17 protein-coding genes and 3 pseudogenes are annotated in these 21,532 nt (G+C 72.8%); 6 read left to right on the top strand and 14 right to left on the bottom strand.

From position 1 onward, the window contains the following. A partial coding sequence (locus ACFWM7_RS11725) for an SbcC/MukB-like Walker B domain-containing protein (RefSeq protein WP_383258485.1) occupies positions 1-747 on the top strand: 747 nt, incomplete at its 5' end. A 21-nt stretch (positions 748-768) separates the two neighbouring features. Here the strand turns inward: ACFWM7_RS11725 and ACFWM7_RS11720 are convergent. Then, positions 769-1,002 (bottom strand): annotated as a pseudogene (locus ACFWM7_RS11720) (Lrp/AsnC ligand binding domain-containing protein); the annotation flags it as partial. A gap of 2 nt (positions 1,003-1,004) precedes the next feature. Between ACFWM7_RS11720 and ACFWM7_RS11715 the strand changes: the two are divergent. Beyond that, positions 1,005-1,244: pseudogene (locus tag ACFWM7_RS11715) on the top strand (rhodanese-like domain-containing protein); the annotation flags it as partial. 33 nt (positions 1,245-1,277) lie between these two features. On the opposite strand, the gene ACFWM7_RS11710 reads toward ACFWM7_RS11715, so the two are convergent. The 3 genes from ACFWM7_RS11710 to ACFWM7_RS11700 form a co-directional block, all read right to left on the bottom strand. After that, the gene (locus tag ACFWM7_RS11710; protein ID WP_383258482.1) at positions 1,278-2,159 is read right to left on the bottom strand and encodes an ATP-grasp domain-containing protein; all 882 of its coding nucleotides are present in this window, start codon (positions 2,157-2,159) and stop codon (positions 1,278-1,280) included. A 58-nt stretch (positions 2,160-2,217) separates the two neighbouring features. Further along, complete coding sequence (locus ACFWM7_RS11705; protein WP_383258479.1) at positions 2,218-3,906, bottom strand: DUF885 domain-containing protein; 1,689 nt, start codon at positions 3,904-3,906, stop codon at positions 2,218-2,220. A 70-nt stretch (positions 3,907-3,976) separates the two neighbouring features. Continuing rightward, positions 3,977-4,456 (bottom strand): Lrp/AsnC family transcriptional regulator, encoded by a 480-nt coding sequence (locus ACFWM7_RS11700; RefSeq protein WP_006122929.1) that lies wholly within the window; start codon positions 4,454-4,456, stop codon positions 3,977-3,979. 59 nt (positions 4,457-4,515) lie between these two features. Here ACFWM7_RS11700 and ACFWM7_RS11695 point away from each other — a divergent pair, with 59 nt between their 5' ends. After that, positions 4,516-5,730, top strand: coding sequence for a trans-sulfuration enzyme family protein (locus tag ACFWM7_RS11695; protein WP_383258474.1), 1,215 nt, complete (start codon positions 4,516-4,518; stop codon positions 5,728-5,730). Here the strand turns inward: ACFWM7_RS11695 and ACFWM7_RS11690 are convergent. The 3 genes from ACFWM7_RS11690 to ACFWM7_RS11680 all read right to left on the bottom strand — a co-directional run bounded on the left by ACFWM7_RS11690 (position 5,663) and on the right by ACFWM7_RS11680 (position 10,399). Continuing rightward, positions 5,663-7,075, bottom strand: a complete 1,413-nt coding sequence (locus ACFWM7_RS11690) for a GNAT family N-acetyltransferase (protein ID WP_383258491.1) — start codon at positions 7,073-7,075, stop codon at positions 5,663-5,665. The genes ACFWM7_RS11695 and ACFWM7_RS11690 overlap by 68 nt on opposite strands. A 162-nt stretch (positions 7,076-7,237) precedes the next feature. After that, positions 7,238-8,830, bottom strand: coding sequence for an alkaline phosphatase D family protein (locus tag ACFWM7_RS11685; RefSeq protein WP_383258471.1), 1,593 nt, complete (start codon positions 8,828-8,830; stop codon positions 7,238-7,240). 174 nt (positions 8,831-9,004) lie between these two features. After that, complete coding sequence (locus ACFWM7_RS11680; RefSeq protein ID WP_383258468.1) at positions 9,005-10,399, bottom strand: PLP-dependent aminotransferase family protein; 1,395 nt, start codon at positions 10,397-10,399, stop codon at positions 9,005-9,007. Positions 10,400-10,557: 158 nt separating this feature from the next. Here ACFWM7_RS11680 and ACFWM7_RS11675 point away from each other — a divergent pair. Further along, a pseudogene (locus ACFWM7_RS11675) lies at positions 10,558-11,400 on the top strand (DMT family transporter); the annotation flags it as partial. A gap of 96 nt (positions 11,401-11,496) precedes the next feature. On the opposite strand, the gene ACFWM7_RS11670 reads toward ACFWM7_RS11675, so the two are convergent. Then, positions 11,497-12,327: an alpha/beta fold hydrolase gene (locus ACFWM7_RS11670; RefSeq protein ID WP_383258466.1), complete on the bottom strand. Its 831-nt coding sequence runs from the start codon at positions 12,325-12,327 to the stop codon at positions 11,497-11,499. A gap of 122 nt (positions 12,328-12,449) precedes the next feature. Between ACFWM7_RS11670 and sigJ the strand changes: the two genes are divergently transcribed. Continuing rightward, positions 12,450-13,334 (top strand): RNA polymerase sigma factor SigJ, encoded by an 885-nt coding sequence (gene sigJ, locus ACFWM7_RS11665; protein ID WP_383258463.1) that lies wholly within the window; start codon positions 12,450-12,452, stop codon positions 13,332-13,334. A 285-nt stretch (positions 13,335-13,619) separates the two neighbouring features. Continuing rightward, positions 13,620-14,390: a GntR family transcriptional regulator gene (locus ACFWM7_RS11660; RefSeq protein WP_383258461.1), complete on the top strand. Its 771-nt coding sequence runs from the start codon at positions 13,620-13,622 to the stop codon at positions 14,388-14,390. Between the two features lie 344 nt (positions 14,391-14,734). On the opposite strand, the gene ACFWM7_RS11655 is transcribed toward ACFWM7_RS11660, so the two are convergent. The 6 genes from ACFWM7_RS11655 to ACFWM7_RS11630 form a co-directional block, all read right to left on the bottom strand. Further along, on the bottom strand, positions 14,735-15,892 hold the full coding sequence (locus tag ACFWM7_RS11655; RefSeq protein WP_383258457.1) for an ROK family transcriptional regulator: 1,158 nt from the start codon (positions 15,890-15,892) through the stop codon (positions 14,735-14,737). Positions 15,893-16,031: 139 nt separating this feature from the next. Then, positions 16,032-16,577, bottom strand: a complete 546-nt coding sequence (gene mug, locus ACFWM7_RS11650; RefSeq protein WP_383258452.1) for a G/U mismatch-specific DNA glycosylase — start codon at positions 16,575-16,577, stop codon at positions 16,032-16,034. A 35-nt stretch (positions 16,578-16,612) separates the two neighbouring features. Then, on the bottom strand, positions 16,613-18,046 hold the full coding sequence (gene purB / locus ACFWM7_RS11645) for an adenylosuccinate lyase (RefSeq protein ID WP_383258488.1): 1,434 nt from the start codon (positions 18,044-18,046) through the stop codon (positions 16,613-16,615). A gap of 85 nt (positions 18,047-18,131) precedes the next feature. Then, entirely contained in the window at positions 18,132-18,980 is an 849-nt protein-coding gene (locus tag ACFWM7_RS11640; protein ID WP_383258449.1) for an SGNH/GDSL hydrolase family protein, read from the bottom strand. An 82-nt stretch (positions 18,981-19,062) separates the two neighbouring features. Continuing rightward, a complete protein-coding gene (locus tag ACFWM7_RS11635) occupies positions 19,063-20,082 on the bottom strand; it encodes a hemolysin family protein (RefSeq protein WP_383258446.1) in 1,020 nt (339 codons plus the stop codon). Next, complete coding sequence (locus ACFWM7_RS11630) at positions 20,079-21,416, bottom strand: hemolysin family protein (RefSeq protein ID WP_383258443.1); 1,338 nt, start codon at positions 21,414-21,416, stop codon at positions 20,079-20,081. The genes ACFWM7_RS11635 and ACFWM7_RS11630 overlap by 4 nt, the downstream gene beginning before the upstream one ends. Between the last annotated feature and the right edge of the window lie 116 nt (positions 21,417-21,532).

Genomic DNA, 21,532 nt, shown 5'->3' with positions numbered 1-21,532 from the left:
GAACGCGACGCCCGCGAGGCCGCCGAGCAGCCGCCTGCCGAACCAGCCTCCGCGCAGGGCGAGTTCGAGACGGCGGAATGGCTGCTGCGCGAGGCGTCGTCGGCGCTCGCCGCCGCCGAGGAGCGCTGCGGGGAGCTGACCCGGCTCTCCCGGCAGACCGCCGACGAGGTCCGGCGGCTGGGCCCGGTGCGCCAGGAGTACGAGCGGATCGCCCGGCTCGCGGGTCTGGCGGCGGGCACCTCCGCCGACAACGAACGCAAGATGCGCCTGGAGGCGTACGTCCTGGCCGCCCGCCTCGAACAGGTGGCGGCCGCCGCCACCGCACGGCTGCAACGGATGTCCTCCGGCCGCTACACGCTGGTCCACTCCGACGCCCGCACCGGCGGCCGCCGGGCCGGACTCGGGCTGCATGTGGTCGACGCCTGGACCGGCAGCGAACGCGACACCGCGACCCTGTCCGGCGGGGAGACGTTCTTCGCCTCGCTGGCCCTCGCACTGGGCCTCGCCGACGTCGTGACCGAGGAGGCCGGCGGCGTACGCCTGGACACCCTCTTCATCGACGAGGGGTTCGGCAGCCTGGACGACCAGACGCTGGACGAGGTGCTCGACGTCCTGGACTCCCTGCGGGAGCGGGACCGCAGCGTGGGCATCGTCAGCCATGTGGCCGACCTGCGCCGGCGGATCCCGGTCCGGCTCGAAGTGGTGAAGGAGCGGCAGGGCTCGTCGGTCCGGCACCGCCTCGCGTGAGTCGGGCCCCCTCCGGGCGGTTCAGCGGCCGATCGCGCGGCGGGGGAGCGGCGAGGAGTACACGACGCTCGTGGTGACGGAGCCCAGGGCGCCGATCCGCCCGGTGGTCTCCTCCAGGTGCCTCATCGAGCGGGCCGTGACCTTGAGGACGAAGCAGTCGTCGCCGGTGACGTGGTGGGCCTCGATGATCTCCGGCGTGGTCTCCAGCAGATCGTGGAACGGCTTGTAGTTCCCGTTCGGGTAGCGCAGGCGCACCAGCGGCGGCGCTGCTGGACCCGGCCGTCCCCGTGGTCACGTACTGCTGGGGGCCGGGCTGCAACGGCGCGACCCGCGCGGCCCTGACGCTCGCCCAACTGGGTTACCGGGTCAAGGAGATGCTCGGCGGGTTCGAGTACTGGGTGCGCGAAGGGTTCGCCTACGAGACCGGGGAGGGCGGCGAGCGGCGCGCGGCCGATCCGCTGACCGCTCCGGTCGACGCGGCCGACTGCGGTTGCTGAACCCCCGCGTCCAGGCGGACGAGGTCGACGAGGTCAACGGACCCCGGCGACGGCGAGCGCGGCGAACAGGTCCCCGGCACCCGCCCCGGCGGGCAGCCCGCTGACCTGGCCGTCGCCGACCTCCACCACCCGCCACACCCCGTCCTCCCGCAAGGCCAGGTCGGTGGTGACCCAGCGCAGCCCGAGGCGGCCCACCGCCTCGCGCAGGGAAGGGAGTTCGGGCACGGGGTGCCGGTCGGGAGTGTCCGGGTGGGCGGTGACGAGCACCGCCTCTCCGTCCACCCACCACACCCGCGCCTCGCCGCCCGAGACGAACGGCTCGAAGGACCGCAGCACCAGGCCCCCCGCGAGGAAGGGGCCTTGCAGCTCCACGAACCGGTCGACCACGGCGGCCAGTTGCTTGCGGTCCGTTAACTCCGGCACATAACAGGCCTCGTGCCACTCGTGCTTGCGGGACTTCACGAAGTCCTTCACGATGCCGGGCCCCGGCCCCAGCGGCTCCGTGAGCCCGGCCAGCTCGTCGACGGACGGCGGCGGCGCCCCCGGAGCCATGGCGCACCAGACGCTGCGCGGCGTCAGCCCGTCGAACTCCTCGTACCAGCCAGGGAGTTCATGCGCCCGCCGGTAGCCGGTGGCGTCGGTGAGCAGGGTGCAGCCCCGGGCTCCGAGGGTCGCCTCCAGTTCCGTGTACCGGGCGGCCGGGATCATCCAGCCGCGGTACCAGTACGGTCCGGAGTCCCGGGCGACCCGGGCCACCGCCCCGGCCGCGTCCCCCGCGAGCAGCGCGTCATGGTCGAGCAGCGCGATCCGCCCGCCGGCCGCACGCGCTGCCGCGAGCTCACCGGCGAACTCCGGATCGGGCCGCGACGACCTCAACGGGTCGGCGCAGAACAGGAATCCGTTCCGCTCGCTCATGACAGGCTGCCTCAATTCCAACGACGGGGGCTCCGGACCGTACGTGTCGCCGACCGGATCAGAGCCGCGACAGCTCGTCCACCAGATCGTCCAGGCCCAGCGACCCCTGGGAGAGCGCCGCCATGTGCCAGGCCTTCAGGTCGAACGCGTCGCCGTGCGCGGCGCGCGCGTTCTCCCGGCCGAGCAGCCAGGCGCGCTCGCCCAGCTTGTAGCCGATGGCCTGGCCCGGCATCGACAGATAGCGGGTCAGCTCGCTCTCCACGAAGTCGGCGGGGCGGCCGCTGTGGTTGCCGAAGAACTCCTGGGCCAGATCGGGGGTCCAGCGCTCGCCCGGGTGGAAGGGGGAGTCCGCCGGGATCTCCAGCTCCAGGTGCATGCCGATGTCGACGATCACCCGGCAGGCGCGCATCATCTGGGCGTCCAGATAGCCGAGCCGCCGTTCCGGGTCGGGCAGGAAGCCCAGCTCGTCCATCAGCCGCTCCGCGTACAGCGCCCAGCCCTCGGCGTTCGCGCTGACCATGCCGACCGACGCCTGGTAGCGGGAGAGGGTGTCGGCGACGTGCGTCCACTGCGCGAGCTGCAGGTGGTGGCCGGGAACGCCCTCGTGGTACCAGGTGGAGACCAGGTCGTACACCGGGAAACGGGTCTCGCCCATGGTGGGCAGCCAGGTGCGCCCGGGGCGCGAGAAGTCCTCGGAGGGGCTGGTGTAGTACGGCGCGGCGGCCCCGCCGGGCGGGGCGATCCGGGACTCCACCTTCCGTACCCGCTCCGCGAGGTCGAAGTGCGTGCCGTCCAGCGCCTCGATCGCCTCGTCCATCAGGCCCTGGAGCCAGTCGCGGACCTCGTCCACCCCTTCGATGTGCTTGCCGTGCACATCGAGGTGGGCGAGCGCCTCCCAGGGGCCGGACCCGGGCAGCACCTTCTCGGCCTCGGTCTTCATCTCCGCGAGCAGCCGGTGGTATTCCGACCAGCCGTACGCGTACGCCTCGTCGAGATCCAGATCGGTGCCGTTGTACAGCCGCGACCAGCGGGCGTACCGCTCCCGGCCGACCGGGTCCGGGGCGCCCTCGATCGCCGGGGCGTACACGTCACGCATCCAGTCCCGCAGCGCGAGCACCGAGGCCGCCGCCTGCCCGGCGGCCTCGTCCAGCTCCGCCCGCAGGGAGGCGGGTCCCGGCGCGACGAAATCGGCGAAGAACCCCTCGCCCTCGCCCTCCCCGCCCCACTCCGTGAGCTGCCCGACGAAGGTGGCGGTCGCGCGCGGGCCGCCGTACAGCTTGCGCTCCAGACCGAGCGCGAGCGAGGCGCGGTACCCCTCGTACGCGGCGGGCACCGCGCGCAGGCGCTCCATGACCGCCGCCCAGTCCTCGGCCGTCGCGGTCGGCGTGAGGGGGAAGACCTCGGTGATGCTGTGGGCGGGTGACGACAGGTTGGAGACGGCCCGCAGGCCCTCCTCCGCGTCGTGCACGGCGAGTTCCGCCGTCAGCCGCTCCCGCAGGAGCCGTCCGCAGCGCCGCTCGGCATCGCTGTCCGCACCGGGCAGTTGCTCGGCGGCGTCCAGCTTCCGCAGCGTCGCGCGGAGGAGGTCGGCGGACGCCTCCTGGCCGGCCGGTGAGAAGTCGGGCAGCCGGCGCGAGCTTTCGGGCACACCCAGATAGGTGCCCGTGATGGGGTCGAGTTCGATGAGTGCGTCGACGTAGGCGTCGGCGACCTGACGGGGCAGCGCGCTGCTCGAAGTGTCTGACATGCGGACATCCTCGTACGGCGGCGGCCCTTCCGTCATCACCGGGGGTCGCCCGGTGTCCGAACCCGGCCGGTCAGTTCGCGGCGGGCGGCAGCAGCGGACCGCACTCCCACTGCTGGAAGATCAGCCGGGTGTCCACCCGGGCCACCTCCCGGCGCGAGGTGAACTCGTCCAGGACCAGCCGCTGCAGATCCGCCGCGTCGGCCACCGCGACCTGCACCAGATAGTCGTCGGGGCCGGTGAGATGGAACAGCGCACGCGACTCCGGCAGCGACCTGATCCGGTCGACGAACGGCCCGATCAACTCCCGGCGGTGCGGCCGGACCTGCACCAGGAGCAGAGCCTGGAGGCCCCGGCCGAGCTTCGCCGGATCGAGGCGCAGCTGGTCCCCGAGGATCACTCCGCTGCGGCGCAGCCGGGCCACCCGGTCCAGACAGGTCGAAGCGGCCACGCCGACCTCGGCCGCCAGCTCGCGGTACGTGGTCCGCGCATCGTTCTGCAGCAGCCGCAGAATCTGCAGATCCACCGGATCCAGAGCGACGGAATCGGACATGCGGCGAACGTAGCACGGGACATGGTCGCTACGAGCCGGTAACTGTTCAGAGTGACGGCATGGACAACGAAGTCTCGATGACGCCCCCTGCTCCCACCCCGTCCAGGGCTCTCGCCACCGAAGCCGTGCACGCCGGACGCGATGACCTCGCCTCCCTCGGCGTGCACGCCCCGCCGATCGACCTGTCCACCACCTACCCCTCCTACGACTCGCGCGACGAGGCGATGCGCATCGACGCCTTCGCCACCACCGGCTCCCTCCCCGACGGGCCGCCGGTCTACGCCCGGCTCGACAACCCGACCACGGCCCGCTTCGAGACGGCGCTCGCCCGGCTGGAGGGGACCGACAGCGCGGTCGCCTTCGCCAGTGGGATGGCCGCGCTCACCGCCGTCCTGCTCGCCCGCGCGAGCCAGGGGCTGCGCCATGTCGTCGCGGTCCGCCCGCTCTACGGCTGCAGCGACCATCTGCTCGGCGCCGGGCTGCTGGGCACCGAGGTGACCTGGACCGACCCGGCGGGCATCGCCGACGCCATCCGCCCGGACACCGGACTCGTGATGGTCGAGACGCCGGCCAACCCGACCCTGGCCGAGATCGACATCCGGGCCGTCGCCCACGCCTGCGGAACCGTGCCGCTGCTGGTCGACAACACCTTCGCCACCCCCGTCCTCCAGCGCCCCGTCGAACACGGCGCACGCATCGTCCTGCACAGCGCCACCAAGTACCTCGGCGGCCACGGGGACGTCATGGGCGGCGTCGTCGCCTGCGACGAGGAGTTCGCCGCGACCCTGCGCCAGGTGCGGTTCGCCACCGGCGGAGTGCTGCACCCGCTGGCCGGATATCTTCTGCTGCGTGGCCTGTCCACGCTTCCGGTACGCGTCCGGGCGGCCTCGGCGAGCGCCGCCGAACTCGTCCGCAGGCTCACCGCCGACCCTCGGATCGCCCGGGTGCACTATCCGCGGATCGGCGGCGCGATGGTCTCCTTCGAGGTGTACGGGGATCCGCACCGGGTGATCTCCGGGGTGCGGCTCATCACGCCCGCCGTCAGTCTCGGCAGCGTGGACTCGCTGATCCAGCACCCGGCCTCCATCAGCCACCGCATCGTGGAGGAGGGAGACCGGCGGGCGTCCGGCGTCGGCGACCGGCTGCTGCGGATGTCGGTCGGCCTGGAGGACGTCGAGGACCTGTGGGCGGATCTGTGCCAGGCGCTCAGCGACGGGCCCGTTCCGCCGGCGCGGACGGCCGAGCGGCCGCTTCAGTCGTCAGCCGGGCGGTGATGACGAGCGTGCCCTCCTCGATCTGGTAGTCGAGGGGCAGCTCCAGCGCGCGCATCGCCGCCACCATGCCGGTGTTGCGGGACTGCGTCACCGCGTACACGCTGTCGCAGCCCGCCTCCTCGGCGAGGGCGACCAGGCGGCCGAGCAGCTCGGAGCCGATGCCCCGGCGCTGCCAGTCGTCCTCGACGAGCAGGGCGACCTCGGTCTCGTCGCCGTCCCAGAGGAGGTGGCCCAGCGCCACCAGCTTGCCCGACGCCGTCTGCACCGCCAGGGTGCGGCCGAAACGGGGGCTCAGCAGATGGTCGAGGTAGCGGCCGGCGTCCGCGACGGGACCGTGGTAGCGCAGGCCGAGGGTCTCCTGCGAGCAGCGGTCGTGCATGGCGCGGGCGGCTGCGAGGTCGGAGCGGTCCGCGCGCCGCACGGTGATCTCGTTGCCCTCGGGCAGTGTGAGGACGTCCTCGCTGCGCGGCAGGCGCGGACCGAGCCGGGCGTCCAGCTCGACCAGGGCGCGCGCCCGCGCGAACTCGGTCGGTGTGAACGGCAGATAGGGCCGCTCGACGGAGATCACCCCGCCGGACGGGTCGCGCAGCCGCATCACCGTCTCCTCCAGCACGCCCTCGACCGGAGCGCTATGACCGGTCGCGCGGCCCGTGACGGAGACGGCGGGCAGCGAGTGGATGGTGCACCGGCCGAGCAACTGGCGCAGGGCGAGCGGCAGCTCGGCCGCGTCGAGCGCCGTGCGGGTGGCCAGCGACAGCACCCGGGTCGGGGTGTCGACCAGATCGTGGGCGTCCGCCCGCTCGATCCAGGTGGAGGCGCCGCCGGCGGCCGCGATCTCCCGGGACAGCTCCTGTGCCGGGAGCGAGGCCGGGGCGCGCAGCAGGAACTCGTCGACGGTCCCCCGGGCGAGCGGGTGCGTCTGGAGGGTGAGGATGTCGACGCGGAGCCCGGCGAGGGCCGTGCACAGGGCGGCCAGGCTGCCCGGGGCGTCGAGCACCGTCGTCCGCATCCGCCACAGCGTGGTCCCGGTCTCCTCGGCGCCGGCCATCGGGCCCGCACCGCTGCTTTCGGCCTTGTCCGCCGCCGCGCCGGCGGCCCCGACCGGCGCGGCGCCCGCCTCATCGGACGGGGGTGCATGGCTGTGGCGTCGGGCCCACCAGGTGTGGAACGCGGCTGTGGCCACCAGAGCCACAGCCGACGCCACGAGCAGGTAGGGCCCGTCCGGCTGGTGTCCGATCAGGTTGGCGATCGCGTCGGCCACGGCCACGGCGGTGAACAGGGCGGCCAGTTCGATCAGGTCCCGCCGCCAGTGGTGCGGACGGCGGGCGCTCTTCGCGGAGGTCACATCAGTCATATCCTCACTGTGAACGACCGGTGTTGCCTGATCACGAACGCCTTGTGACCGATGGGTTACGTGTTGATCTGGTCGCCTATCGTCGTTTTCGGCCACATTCGGAGACCGGCCACCTCCTGATCCTTCCGGTCCGGAAAGGCGGCGTGCAGCCGTTCACTGGCCGACGCGGCCCGGCCGGAGCACCTTGGTGAACAGCACCGACCCGCCCTCGGCCCGCAGACGCACGGTCAGCTCCGCACTGTCGCCGTCGATCTCCACCTCGCCGAAATACTGCGGCGACTCCATCGGCGAGACATTGGCCCGGTCGGGGGCCCGTACGAAGACCCGGTCCGGGCCGAAGGTGCCGTCCAGCGCGTTGGCCGGGAATCCGCCCGCCGCCAGCGGGCCCGAGACGAACTCCCAGAACGGGGCGAAATCCTTGAACGCCGCCCGCTCCGGCGCGTAGTGCTGGGCCGAGGTGTAGTGCACATCGGCCGTCAGCCACACGGTGCCGGTGATCCTGCGGTGCTTGATGAACCGCAGCAGCTCGGCGATCTGGAGCTCCCGCCCGAGCGGCGCCCCCGGGTCGCCCTGCGCCACCGCTTCGAAGTCCGTGGCGCCGTCCGGGACCACCAGACCGAGCGGCATGTCGGCGGCGATCGCCTTCCACTCCGCCCGGGAGGCGGCGAGCGAGCGCTTCAGCCACCGCGCCTGCTCGGCCCCGAGGATGCCCGTCGTGTCGTCGGCCTGCCGCCCGGGGGAGTTCGCGTTGCGGTACGACCGCATGTCGAGCACGAACACGTCCAGCAGCGGGCCGTGGTGGACGACCCGGTACATGCGCGACGGGCGTCCGGAACCGTGCGAGGGCGCGAGCGGGGTGTACTCGTGGAAGGCCCGCACGGAGCGCGCCGCGAGGATGTCCACGTTCTTCTCGGTGTAGCGGGCGTCGTCGAGGATCTGACCGGGATACCAGTTGTTGCGCACCTCGTGGTCGTCCCACTGCACGACGGACGGCACCTGCGCGTTGAAGCGGCGGACGTTGTGGTCGAACAGGTTGTAGCGGAAGTTCCCCCGGTACTCGTCCAGCGTCTCGGCGACCTTCGCCTTCTCCTCGGTCATCACATTGCGCCAGACCCGGCCGTCCGGCAGCGTCACGCTCGCCTCCAGCGGGCCGTCCGCGTAGACGCTGTCCCCGCTGCACAGGAAGAAGTCCGGGTCCAGGCGGCGCATCTCCTCGTACACCCGGTAGCCGCCGATGTCCGGGTTGATGCCCCAACCCTGCCCGGCGATATCGCCCGACCACAGGAACCGCACCCCGGACCTGCGCCGGGCCGGAGCGGTGCGGAACGTCCCGTACACCGGTTTTCCGGTTCGGCGCGGATCATGCGGATCGGCGAGCGTCACGCGGTAGTGCACCTGCTCGCCCGGCGGCAGCCCGTACAGCGGCGTGGTGCCGGTGAAGTCTGTTCCGGGGCCGATCGACGGCCCGTACCACCGGCGCACCCGCCGGAACGACTCGGTGGCCGAGGTCTCCACCAGCATCCGGGCCGGCCGGTCCGAGCGCACCCACAGCAACGCCGACGAGGAGGTGACGCTGCCCACCTGCACACCCCAGGACGCTTCGGGCCGCCCCGCCAGATGCAGCGCGGGCGCCGCCGACGCGGTGCCGGGCGAGAGGGCGAGGGCCGCCGGGGCGATCAGCGAACCGCGCAGGACGGCACGGCGGCCGGGCGAGGAAGGACGGGGACGGTGCGGGCGGTGGGACATTAAAGCGCCTCCAGGGAGGTCGGCGGGTGGTGCGCCGTCCGCGAGAAGACCACGGACCGGCGCCGGTCTCCGCCCCATACCTAGTGCCCTGCGGCGGCCGGAGCCCCAACCCCGGGTGAACAGCGCCCGCCGGCCGTCAGGGTCGGCCGGTCCCGGCCGGCCGAGGCCGGTCGGTCAGCCGCTCCCGGACCCGCCGGAACGCCACGCGTCCGCCAGCGCCGCGACCCCTCGGGCGATGTCGCCGGGGGCGAGATGGGCGTAACCCAGGACGAGGGGCACGCTGCCGTCCTCGGAGCGGGCCGTTCCGCAGTCGCGCAGCGGCCGCAGCGCGATGCCCGCCCCGGCCGCCCGCTCCAGGAGGACGTCCTCGGGGCCGTACCGCGCGGGCAGCCGGGCGATGATGTGCAGGCCCGCCGCGATGCCGCTGACCGTCGCCCCGGGGAAGTGCTCGTCGAGTGCGGCCACCATCGCGTCCCGGCGTTCCCGGTAGGCCCGTTGGCATCGCCGCAACTGCCGGTCGTAGCCGCCGCGTACGACGAAGTCGGCCAGCACGGCCTGGTCGAGCACCGGGTTGCCCAGGTCCATGGTCCGTTTGCGGGCGACGATCCGCTCGGTGAGCGCGGAGGGGGCGATCAACCAGCCGAGCCGCAGACCGGGGGCCAGCGACTTGCTCACCGATCCGGTGTACACGACCCGTTCGGGGTCCAGCCCCTGCAGGGCGCCCACCGGTTCCCGGTCGTAACGGAAGTCCCCGTCGTAGTCGTCCTCCATGATCACGGCGTCCGTGTCCCGCGCCCAGCCGAGCAGCTCACCGCGGCGCTGCGCGGAGTATCCGATTCCGGTGGGGAACTGGTGCGCGGGCGTGGTCACCACCGCGCGCACGCCGGAGCGCACCAGGGGCGCGAGGGCCAGCCCGTCGTCGTCGAGGGGCAGCGGAACCGTGCCCAGGCCGGTCGCCGCGAACAGCGACGCGTGTTCCGGACTGCCCGGATCCTCCACCCCGACCGAGGCCACGCCCGCGTCCCGGAGGACGAAACCGAGCAAGGTCGTCGCCTGGGCCACCCCCGAGCAGACCACCAGCCGCTCCGGATCGGCCACCACACCCCGGCGCCGGGCGAGCAGCCCGGCCAGGGCCTCACGCAGCTCCGGCAACCCGCGCGGATCGGGGTAGCCCAGCGCGCTGTGCGACAGCCGTCCGAACACCGTCCGCTGGGCGGCACTCCACGCGCTGCGCGGAAAGAGGGACAGGTCGGGGGTGCCGGGCCGGAAGTCCACCCGCGCGCCCGCCGCGCCCGGCGCACGATCGCGTACGGGGCGCTCCGCCGCGCGGACGCCCTCGCTCACCCAGGTGCCCGCGCCCCGCCCGCTGCGCAGATAGCTCTCCGCGGTCAGCTGCTCGTACGCCTCGGTGACCAGCCCGCGCGACACGCCCAGGTCGGCCGCGAGTTCACGGCTGGACGGCAGCCTCGTGCCGCCCGCGAGACGGCCGGAGCGAACCGCCTCCCGGAGCGCGGACCGCAGTGCGCGCCCCCGCCCACGCGCCGGCGCGGCAGCGGCGGGCAGCAACAACTCCCAGGCCGGGGAGAGGGATTCCGTCGACGGACGACGGGGGCCGGCCCCCGAATCGGTCCTTGAGCCGGCCTCTGACCCGGCCCCCGAATTGGTCCCCGAAGACATCATGGAAGTGGACCTTAAACCGGTCCGTCGCCGACCCTAGCGTCGGCCCCATGAACGCAACCTCTCTGCGCGGGGCCCTCCTCGCGGCCCTCGCGTGTGTGCTGGTGGGGGCATCCTTCACGGCCAACAGCGTCCTCGGCGACTACCCGTTCGCAGGGGGCCAGGCCCTCCGCTACGGTCTCGCCGCCCTGCTGCTCATCCCGTTCCTGCGCCGCGACCCCGACTCCGCGACGGCCCGGCTCCGGAATCTCACCCGCCGCCAGTGGGGCCGGATCGCGCTGCTCGCCGCCGTGGGCATGGTCGGGTTCAACCTGGCGGTCCTGGCGGCCGAACAGTCGGCGGAACCGGCTGTTCCGGGCGTCCTCGTGGGCTGTGCGCCGATCGTGGTCGGCGTGCTCGTCCCGCTGCTGGACGGCCGTCGCCCCTTCCGCGTCACGCTGTACGCGGCCGGACTCGTCGCCGTAGGCGCGTTCACCGTGCAGGGCTGGGGGCGCACCGACCTGGCGGGCGTGCTGTTCTCGGTGGGCGCACTGGTGGGCGAGGTCGGCTTCGCGGTCCTGGCCGTCCCCGTGCTGCGGCCGCTGGGCCCGAAACTCCTCGCCGCGACGGTCTGCGGCGTCGCGGCCGCCGAGTCGGCGCTGCTCGGTCTGCTGCTGGACGGCGGCTCGTTCCTGCGGGCCCCGACGGGCGGCGAGGCGACGGCCCTGCTGTGGCAGGCCGTCGTCGTCACCGTGATCGGATTCGTCTGCTGGTACAGCGGGATGCAGCACATCGGAGCCGAACGCGCCACGCTCTTCTCCGGCCTGATCCCGGTCTCCGCCGCTTGGACCGCACCCCTGGTCGGAGCAGGGACGTACGGTCTCGCGCAGGGAGCGGGAAGCGTCCTGGTCGGCGCCGGTGTGGCGTACGGCTCCGGTGTCCTCGGACGGCGCGGCTCCTCCGGCGTGCGGCTTCTTTCCGGCCGCACGCCGGAGGCCGGTCGCGAGGGTTCAGCGACTGGTGTCCAGGATGACGCGGGCCACGAGCGCCGGGTCGTCGTTCATCGGAACGTGCCCGCAGCCGGGCAGGCGCACGAGCCGGGCGTCGGGCATCACCCGCTTGGCGCGGACGCCCTGCCTGCGCAGCAGGATGCGGTCGCGGGTGCCCCAGGCGACGGTGACGGGGATGCCCTTCACGTCCTCGCCGAAGGACACGCCCCGGCCGGCCTCCAGGGTCTGGTGGAAGCCGGTCGCTCCGCGCAGGGCGAACGTCTCGGCGACGACGGCCTCCGGTGAACGCCTGCCGGGCCGGGCGTAGATGGTGCTGGTGAGGGCCGCCCGGCCGGCCGCGCTGCGCGACAGGCGCTCGATCAGCGGCACCGACAGGGCCAGCGCGCTTCGGCGCATCGTCCGCAGGGTGCCGAAGGCGTAGCGCCGCTCCGGCTCCGTCCAGAAGCCCGCCGGGGCCAGCGCGGTCACCGACCGCGCCAGTTCGGTGCGGCCCATCTCCAGCGCGAGCAGGCCGCCCAGCGAGTTCCCGGCCACATGGGGGCGGTCCAGGCCGAGTTCGGCGCAGAAGGCTCCGAGCACCGGGGCGACGGTCGCGAGATCGTACGGAACCCCGTCCGGCAGCGCGGGCGAGGTGCCGAAGCCGGGCAGGTCCACGGCGATCACCTCACGCTCGGCGGCCAGGATCCGCGTCACCGGATCCCAGGCCCGCAGGTGGTGCCCGATGCCGTGGAGGAGCAGCAACGGTTCGCCCGAGCCGGTCCGTTCGTACGCGACCGAGGCCGGGCGGGGGCCGGCGGCCGTTGCGACGGTGAAGGAGACCGTGGTGGTCATGCTGCTGCTCCCTGGAGTGGGTAGACATCTCGTCAACAACAATTACCGTCGGGTAGCTTGTAGTTCAAGAGGCCCGGCGATTCCCGCTGGACACCCTGTGCCCCGTGGGCTGGGATGGACGGATGACCGCCGATGCCGCGACCGAGCTCTTCGAGGAGCACCGATCCGTCCTCACCGGGGTCGCCTATCGCATGCTGGGCCGCGTCGCGGACGCCGAGGACGTGGTGCAGGAGGCGTGGCTGAGGTGGTCGGCGGTGACGCGCGAGGACATCCGCGAACCGCGCGCCTTCCTGGTGCGGGTCACCACCCGGCTGGCCATCGACCGGCTCCGGCACCTGCACTCGCGCCGGGAGACGTACCCGGGGCCCTGGCTGCCGGAGCCGGTCGCCACGGACTTCGGCCCTACCGTGCCCGACACCGCGGAACGCGCCGTCCTCGCCGACTCCGTCTCGCTCGCCGTGCTGGTCGTCCTCGAATCGCTCTCACCGCTGGAGCGCGCGGTGTTCGTGCTCCGGGAGGCCTTCGGATTCCCGTACGCCGAGATCGCCACCGCCCTGGACCGCACCGAGGCGGCCGTCCGGCAGCTCGGCGGCCGGGCCAGGCGGCACGTGGAGGAGCGCAAGCCGCGGTACGACGTGGACCCGGCCGAGCGGCGCGACCTCACCGAACGGTTCCTGGCCGCCGCATCCGGGGACGGCATCGAGCAGCTGCTTGCCCTGTTGGCCCCGGACGTCCGGCTGGTCAGCGACGGCGGCGGCAAGGCGAAGGCGGCGCGGCGGATCATCGAGACCGCCGACAAGGTCGGGCGCGTCCTCTTCGCGGTGGCGGCGGATCTCGACCCCGACGGCGAGATCCGCGTCATGGAACTCAACGGCGGACCCGCCGCGGTCTACATCGTCGGAGGGGGAGTCGACACCGTCTTTCAGATCGAAGTCAGCCAAGGTGTCATTCAATGCGCCTATATCATTCGTAATCCGGACAAGCTCTCCGGAGTGCCCGTCGAATAGCCGCGAGCATCACGAGCCGCCCCGGCCCCCATCGGCCCCACGGGTCTGCTGCGTGCCAGGTCACAGCCCCGCCGTCCGCCGCGATGGTGGGGCTTTGTGCTGCGCTCGCCTCACGGCACCACGAACGTCGTGTGAACGCTCTGCGCCAGAGTCCCGTTTCGTTCCGTTACGGAATAAGGATTGGTCTTGACCAAGGGGGTATGCCGTCCTAGGGTCTCCACTTAAGGCAGGAACCTTTAATAAATAACGTCGCGGAAAAGACGCTGGGCGATTGCGGAGGACAGGGTGGGGACCACGCAGCTGGAATCGGTACAGGAGCCGAAGTACTGGCACCTCAAGACCGTGCTCAGTGAGGCACTCGACTCGGACTTTGCGGTGGGGGAGATCCTGCCCAACGAGCGGGACCTCGCCGCGCGGTTCGGTGTCGCGCGAGCCACGCTCCGGCAGGCCCTGGAGCAGCTCGAACTGGAAGGCAGGCTGCAGCGCCGCCGCGGTGTCGGGACGACCGTCGCCCCGCCGCGCGTGGGCATCGCCGTCTCCACCGCCCAGCACGAATGGGCGGGAGGCGTCAGCGGCGAGGCCTGGCAGCCGGTCGACAGCACCATGGACAAGGCCCCGGCTGCGGTGACGGCCATGCTCGGGACCGGCCCCGCCGAGCCGGTGCACGTGGTGCGCCGGATCCGTGACACCCAGGGGCAGGCGGTAGCGGCGGAGCTCCTCTACATCCCCGCCTCCTCGGTGCCCGACCTCTCCGCCATCGAGGCCCCGTCCGGCCCCGTCCGCGCCCGGAGCGTCCTGCGCGAGCTGCACCGGCTCGGCCTGCAGGGACAGGACCGCTCCGTGGAGCTCGGCTCCGCGCGGGCGGACGACGCCAAGGAACTGGACCGGCTCCCCGGCGCCCCCGTCCTCGTCGTCACCACCCGCTACTTCACCGCGGACGGTACGGCGGCCGTCTCCGTCGCCACCTACCGCGCGGACACCTGCCGGCTCACCTTCGGGGACTCCGGCGCGCTGGAGATCAGCCACGACGACCAGCCGGAGCGCCAGGCCTCCTGACGCCTGCGGCCGCTCGGCCCCACGCCCGCCGCTCCCGAGGACTCCGGTCCTTGAGGGGCGGCGGGCGCGTGTCGTCCCGCCTGTTCCGGGTTACGGGGCAGCGCCCCGGGCATTCCGGGTTACGGGACAGGGCCCCGGCCGTTGCTGGTCCCGGGGTGGCACGAAGATCGGCGGACAGCAGAGATCGGCCGGGGCAGAGATCGGTCGGCAGCAGAGATCGCCAGGCAAAAAGGCCGGTCCGGCAGCAGAGGCCGGTCCGGGAGCAGAGGCCGACCGGCAGCAGAGGCCGACCGGGAGCAGAGCGGCCCCATCCGCGACCCGGGCCGCCGCGCTCGCCCTCGCGGTCAGCGGCGGGCCGTCACGGGCCCCTCGACGGCGAACAGTTGCTCCTCGACGTGGTCCAGGGCGAGCCGCAGCGCCCCGGTCGCGACGGCGGCCTCTCCGAGCAGCGACAGGGTCACCCGGGGCGGGCGCAGGCAGTAGCGGGCCAGCTCCTTGCGGAGAGGTTCCAGCACCCCGTCCAGCCCGGCGGCCCAGCCACCGACCACGACCAGCTCCGGGTCGAGCGCCAGCACCAGCGCGGCCACATCGTGCACCAGCCGCTGAAGGAACCGCTCGACCGCGGCCTGGGCCCCGGCGTCGCCCTCCTTGGCCTTGGCGAACACCGCGGCCACCGCAGGCTCGTCCAACGGGTCCAGCGGCGTGTCCGTCGTCGACAACAGGTGCTCCGGCGTCACGTCCCGGCCCAGCAGGTGCAGAGCGCCGATCTCCCCGGCAGCCCCGCCGAACCCCCGGTGCAGCCGCCCGCCGATCAAGGACCCCGCACCGGGACTCAGCCCCGCCAGCACGAAGACCACGTCGTCGGACTCGGTGGCCGCGCCCTTCCAGTGCTCCGCCACCGCAGCGGCGTTGGCGTCGTTCTCCACGAGCACGGGGCAGCGGAACGAACGGCGCAGCCGCTCCCCGAGGGCGAGGCCGGTCCAGTCCGGCAACGCCGTGCCCAGCCGTACGGTGCCGTCGGCCTCCACGATCCCGGGGCTGCCCACCCCGACCGCACGCAGACTGCTCCGGGCCACCCCGGTGCGGCGCAGCACGTCCGCGATGACAGCCCGGACCTGGTCGAGCCGGTCGTCCGCGCCCGCCGTTTCCGACACCACACGGGAGCCCGCCCCGACGATCCGTCCGTCAAGCCCCGAGATGAGCGCGGAAACCCGGTGCGGACCGATCTCCACACCGAGCAGATGCCCCGCCTCGGCCCGGAAACGGAACCTCCGGGCGGGGCGCCCCTGACGTCGCGCCTCGCTCTCGTCGGGCACGGCCTCGACCACGAGACCCGCTTCGAAGAGCCCCTCGACGACCCCTTCGACCGTCGGCCGGGACAGCCCCGTGATCCGTGTCAGGTCCGTCAGCGTCGGCGCGCCGGCCCCCCTCAGGGCGTGCAGCACTACCGCGGAATTGATCCGCCGCAACAGCGACGGATCCCCACCGGTCAGCCGGCCCACGGTATGTCCTCCCAGCTCGTGCGCATGTCTGCCGGATCGTACTCGTTGGCCGGGAGCCCTGCGACCAGCGAAGCAAGCCGGTATCGAGCCGCAACCTGGGGCATCCCGGAGTGACGGAGCGGCAACCGGAACGCAGCTGTCACGGACGCCCGGTGAGCACGGCCTCCCGGAGCCGGGCGTACTCCTCGGCCATGGTCTGCACCGTCCAGTGGGCGTTGAGGCCGCTGGGGTTGGGGAGAGCCCACACGCGGGTGCCGCCGATCGTGCGGTCCTGGGGGCCGACGCGGGCCCTGGGCTCCCCGAAGGCTGTGCGGTAGGCGGTGATGCCGACCACCGCGAGCCACTGCGGCGCGAGGCGCTCGACCTTCGCCGTCAGAGCGGCCCCGCCCTCCCGGAACTCGTCCGCGCCCAGCTCGTCGGCCCGGGCCGTGGCCCGTGCCACCACGTTGGTGATCCCGAGTCCGAGGCCGAGCAACTCGCCCTGCTCCGACGGGCGCAGCTGCCGGGGTGTGAATCCAGAGCGGTGCAGGACCGGCCAGAAGCGGTTTCCGGGGTGGGCGAAGTGGTGGCCCGTCGCAGCGGTCATCAGGCTCGGGTTGATGCCGCAGAAGAGCACGCGCAGACCGCCCGCGGCCACATCGGAGACGATGCGGTCACGGGCGGCGTTCAGCTCTTCCGGCGTCATGCGGCTTCGCGCGTCAGGCGGTGCGGCGGTGCCGGTCAGAGGATCGAGCCGGGGGCGTAGCTCGCGGCCTCGGGGTGCTGCTTGGCGATCTCCTCGATCCGGGCGACCAGCGACGACACCTGGCCGCCGGCGGCACCCGTGAACGAGAGCTTGTCGGCCATCAGCTCGTCCAACTGGGCGCGGTCCAGCGGGATGCGCTCGTCCGCGGCGAGCTTGTCGAGCAGCTCGTTGCGCTCGGCGCCCTGCTCCCGCATCGCGAGGGCGGAGGCGACCGCGTTCTCCTTGATCGCCTCGTGCGCCAGCTCACGGCCGACCCCGGCCCGTACGGCGCCCATCAGGACCTTGGTGGTCGCCAGGAAGGGGAGGTAGCGGTCCAGCTCGCGCGCCACGACCGCGGGGAACGCGCCGAACTCGTCCAGCACCGTCAGGAAGGTCTCCAGGAGGCCGTCGAACGCGAAGAACGCGTCCGGGAGCGCCACCCGGCGGACCACGGAACAGGACACGTCGCCCTCGTTCCACTGGTCGCCCGCCAGCTCACCGGTCATCGAGGCGTAGCCGCGCAGGATCACCATCAGCCCGTTGACCCGCTCGCAGGAGCGCGTGTTCATCTTGTGCGGCATCGCGGACGAGCCGACCTGGCCGGGCTTGAAGCCCTCGGTCACCAGCTCGTGGCCCGCCATCAGCCGGATGGTCTTCGCCACCGAGGAGGGCGCCGCGGCGAGCTGCACCAGAGCCGTGACCACGTCGTAGTCGAGCGAGCGGGGGTAGACCTGGCCGACCGAGGTGAACGCCTCGGCGAAGCCGAGGTGGCCGGCGATGCGCTGCTCCAGGTCGGCGAGCTTGTCCGCGTCGCCGCCGAGCAGGTCCAGCATGTCCTGCGCCGTGCCGACCGGGCCCTTGATCCCCCGCAGCGGGTAGCGGGAGAGGAGGTCCTCCAGGCGGCCGTAGGCGACCAGCAGCTCGTCGGCCGCGGTCGCGAAGCGCTTGCCCAGGGTTGTCGCCTGTGCGGCGACGTTGTGGGAGCGTCCGGCGATCACCAGCTCGCGGTACTCCGCGGCGAGCTTGCCGAGCCGGGCCAGGACGGCCACGGTGCGGTCGCGCATCAGCTCCAGCGAGAGGCGGATCTGCAGCTGCTCGACGTTCTCCGTCAGGTCCCGGGAGGTCATGCCCTTGTGGACCTGCTCATGACCGGCGAGGGCGTTGAACTCCTCGATGCGGGCCTTCACGTCATGCCGGGTGACCTTCTCGCGCTCGGCGATGGAGGCCAGGTCCACCTGGTCCAGCACCCGCTCGTAGTCGGCCAGCGCCGCGTCGGGCACCTCGATCCCGAGGTCCTTCTGAGCGCGCAGCACCGCCAGCCACAGCTGACGCTCCAGCTTCACCTTCTGCTCGGGGGACCAGAGGACGGCCAGCTCCGCGGAGGCGTAGCGGCCGGCCAGGACATTGGGGATGCGAGGCTTCGCAGACACGGCGTTCACGTAAAGGGATTCTACTGGCGGTTCGTGCAGGCCAGCGCCGCGCCCCCGTTTGTGGCTTGCTACGAAGGAGGGCCGGCTACGAGGGAGCGGGGGAGGCGGCGCGCCGCCACTCCGTCACCGGGCCGGGGGCCTCGGCGTCCGTGGGCGTGATCCAGAAGGCCTTGCCCGTCGCGGCGTCGAACTGGGCGCCCCAGCGTCCGTCGCCGGAGGAACGGCCGGTGAGCCGTCGCCCGATCCAGGGGGCCAGGTGCTGACGGGCGAAGCGGATGTCCTCCGTCCGCCGGGTCGCCCAGCGCGGCGGCGCGGTCGCGGGCATCCGCGCACGCCAGTCCAGCTCGGCCGGCAGCCCCAGCGTCTGCCAGACGGCCTCGGCGACGCGCCGGTGGCCATCGGCGGTGAGGTGGAGGCGGTCCACGTCCCACATCCGGGGGTCGGCGATGGAGGGCGCGGAGTAGAGGTCCACCACCGCGGCGCCGTGCTGCCCGGCCAGATCGTCGATCAGGGCGAACAGCGCCTCCACCCGGGGGCGGAACCGGTCGAACACCGGCCCGCTGCGCCCGGGGCTGCGCATCAGCACCAGCTGCTTGCAGGTCGGTGCGAGACGCTCCACGGCCTCTTCGAGCCGGCCCCTGACCATTCCCATGTCGCACTTCGGGCGCAACGTGTCGTTGAGCCCGCCGACGAGGGTGACCACATCGGCCTGGAGCTCGGCCGCCGCCTCCACCTGCTCGTCGACGATCTGGCCGATGAGCTTTCCGCGTACGGCGAGATTGGCGTACCGGAAACCGGGGGACCGGACCGCGAGCCGGGAGGCGAGGATGTCGGCCCAGCCCCGGTAGGTGCCGTCGGGGAGCAGGTCCGACATGCCCTCGGTGAACGAGTCGCCGACCGCGACAAGACTGGTGTAGGAGGCATTCAATTCCATGGCCCGATGAGCGTACCGGTCGGTAGGTCGGCAGGCCAGTCGGGCGCGGGCCAGCCGGGCGGCGGGCCGGCTGGTCGGCGGATCAGCGGGATCCCGGCCGCCCGACGAGTTCCCGCAGCACGTCCTCCATCGTGACCATGCCCGCCAGCTTCCCGTGCTCGTCGAGGACCGCCGCCAGGTGGGTCCGGCTGCGGCGCATCGCGGTCAGTGCGTCGTCCAGCGGGGTCACCGCCCGGACCCGGGCGATCGGCCGCATCGCCGACACCGGAAAGGGGACGTCGCGCGGCATCGCGTCCAGGGCGTCCTTCACATGGAGGTAGCCGAGGATGCGCTGCTCGCGGTCCATCACCGGGAAGCGCGAGAACCCGGACTCGGACGAGAGCCGCTCCAGCTCCTCCGGGGTCGTGCCGACCCGGGCGTACACCACCCGGTCGGCCGGCATCACCACGTCCCGCACCGGCCGGCGCCCCAGCTCCAGTGCGTGGTGGAGGCGCTGCGCGGAGCGGTCGTCGACCAGCCCGGCGTCCCCGGCGTCCTGCACCATCCGGGCCAGTTCGTCGTCCGAGAACGTCGCGGAGACCTCGTCCTTCGTCTCCACTCGCAACAGCTTGAGCAGAGCGTTGGCGAAGGCGTTGATGGCGAAGATCACCGGGCGCAGGGCCCGGGCCATCGCGACCAGCGGCGGGCCCAGCGCCAGGGCGCTGCGGGTCGGTTCGGCCAGGGAGATGTTCTTCGGGACCATCTCGCCCAGCAGCATGTGCAGATAGGTCGCCACGCTCAGCGCGATCGTGAAGGAGAGCGGGTGCACCAGACCGTGCGGCACCCCCACCGCGTCGAAGACCGGTTCCAGCAGATGCGCGATGGCCGGTTCGGCGACGATGCCCAGCACCAGGGTGCAGAGCGTGATGCCGAGCTGGGCGGCGGCGAGCAGCGCCGAGACGTGTTCCAGGCCCCAGATGACACTGCGGGCCCGCCGGTTCCCGGCCTCGGCCTCGGGTTCGATCTGGCTGCGGCGCACCGAGATCAGGGCGAATTCGGCTCCCACGAAGAAGGCGTTGGCCACGAGGGTCAGCAGACCGATGAAGAGCTGGAGAACGATCATCGGCCCTCCTCCTCGCGGTCCTCGGCCCCGGGGAGGGGGGCGTGCAGCAGGGCGCGTGCGGCCCGGCGGCCCGAGGCGTCGAGCACGTCGATCCGCCATCCTTCCAGTTCGAGCGTGTCGTCGGCCGTGGGGATCCTGCCCAGCTCGGCGGCGATCAGCCCCGCGAGGGTCTCGTAGGGCCCGTCCGGCACCCGCAGACCGATCCTGCGGAGCTGGTCGGTGCGGGCCGCCCCGTCGGCCGACCACAGGGTCCGTCCGTCGGCGTCCTCACCGGCGGCGGCGAGATCAGGGGTCTCGTGCGGATCGTGCTCGTCGCGCACCTCGCCGACCACTTCCTCCACGATGTCCTCCAGCGTCGCGACCCCGGCCGTCCCGCCGTACTCGTCGATCACCACGGCCATGGCGAGCTTGCCGGACAACCGGTCCAGCAGCTTGTCCACGGTGAGCGTCTCCGGTACGAGGAGGGGCTCGCGCAGCAGTTCCGAGACGCGGGTGCGGGGCCGCCGGTCGGCGGGGATCGCCAGCACGTCCTTGATGTGGGCCACTCCGACCACGGTGTCCAGGCTGCCCCGGTACACGGGGAAGCGGGAGAGACCGGTCGCCCGTGTGGCGTTGGCTACGTCCTCGGCCGTCGCGTGCAGCTCCAGCGCCGTCACCTGGACCCGGGGCGTCATCACGTTCTCCGCCGTCAGCTCCGAGAGGTTCAGGGTGCGGACGAACAGTTCGGCCGTGTCCGCCTCCAGCGCGCCCTCCTTCGCCGAGTGCCGGGCCAGCGCCACCAGCTCCTGCGGGCTGCGCGCGGAGGCCAGCTCCTCGGTCGGCTCCAGGCCGAAGCGGCGCACGATCCGGTTGGCCGTGTTGTTGAGGTGGCTGATGAAGGGCCGGAACACCGCGGTGAACCCCCGTTGCGGGGTGGCCACGGCCTTGGCCACGGCCAGCGGGGAGGAGATCGCCCAGTTCTTCGGGACCAGTTCCCCGACCACCATCAGGACCACCGTCGACAGCGCCGTACCGATGACGAGCGCCAGGGTGGACGCCGCCGCGGGGGGCAGCCCCGCCGCCTCGACGGGGCTGCGGATCAGCTTGGCGATGGACGGCTCGGAGAGCATGCCGATCACCAGGTTGGTGACGGTGATGCCGAGCTGGGCCCCCGAGAGCTGGAAGGTGAGACTCCGGACGGCCTTCAGCGCGCTCGCAGCACCCCGGTCACCCCGCTCGACGGCCTGTTCGAGTTCGCTGCGCTCCACCGTGGTCAGGGAGAACTCCGCCGCGACGAACGCGCCGCAGGCGACGCAGAGCAGCAGGGCGACGAACAGCAGAAGCACTTCGATCATCGGTTCACCTCCGTCCCATGATCAGGCAGGGGCGGGGGGACCGCGCGGTATCGGCGGATCCGGCGCCATCGGAGGTGCCGGAGGGATCGGCTACGGGGAGGCTCGCCCATGGGCGG

This window comes from Streptomyces sp. NPDC058375 (assembly GCF_042723425.1).
Lineage (GTDB): Bacteria > Actinomycetota > Actinomycetes > Streptomycetales > Streptomycetaceae > Streptomyces > Streptomyces durocortorensis.
This window is presented reverse-complemented; position numbering and strand designations above follow the sequence as displayed.

Excerpts from the sequence above, each read along its gene's own strand:
- ACFWM7_RS11640 (WP_383258449.1), bottom strand. The coding sequence starts at position 18,980 with ATGGAATTGAATGCCTCCTACACCAGTCTTGTCGCGGTCGGCGACTCG.
- ACFWM7_RS11685 (WP_383258471.1), bottom strand. The coding sequence starts at position 8,830 with ATGTCCCACCGCCCGCACCGTCCCCGTCCTTCCTCGCCCGGCCGCCGT.
- ACFWM7_RS11695 (WP_383258474.1), top strand. The coding sequence starts at position 4,516 with ATGGACAACGAAGTCTCGATGACGCCCCCTGCTCCCACCCCGTCCAGG.
- ACFWM7_RS11635 (WP_383258446.1), bottom strand. The coding sequence starts at position 20,082 with ATGATCGTTCTCCAGCTCTTCATCGGTCTGCTGACCCTCGTGGCCAAC.
- mug (WP_383258452.1), bottom strand. The coding sequence starts at position 16,577 with ATGACGCCGGAAGAGCTGAACGCCGCCCGTGACCGCATCGTCTCCGAT.
- ACFWM7_RS11630 (WP_383258443.1), bottom strand. The coding sequence starts at position 21,416 with ATGATCGAAGTGCTTCTGCTGTTCGTCGCCCTGCTGCTCTGCGTCGCC.
- ACFWM7_RS11670 (WP_383258466.1), bottom strand. The coding sequence starts at position 12,327 with ATGACCACCACGGTCTCCTTCACCGTCGCAACGGCCGCCGGCCCCCGC.
- ACFWM7_RS11710 (WP_383258482.1), bottom strand. The coding sequence starts at position 2,159 with ATGAGCGAGCGGAACGGATTCCTGTTCTGCGCCGACCCGTTGAGGTCG.
- ACFWM7_RS11705 (WP_383258479.1), bottom strand. The coding sequence starts at position 3,906 with ATGTCAGACACTTCGAGCAGCGCGCTGCCCCGTCAGGTCGCCGACGCC.
- sigJ (WP_383258463.1), top strand. The coding sequence starts at position 12,450 with ATGACCGCCGATGCCGCGACCGAGCTCTTCGAGGAGCACCGATCCGTC.
- ACFWM7_RS11700 (WP_006122929.1), bottom strand. The coding sequence starts at position 4,456 with ATGTCCGATTCCGTCGCTCTGGATCCGGTGGATCTGCAGATTCTGCGG.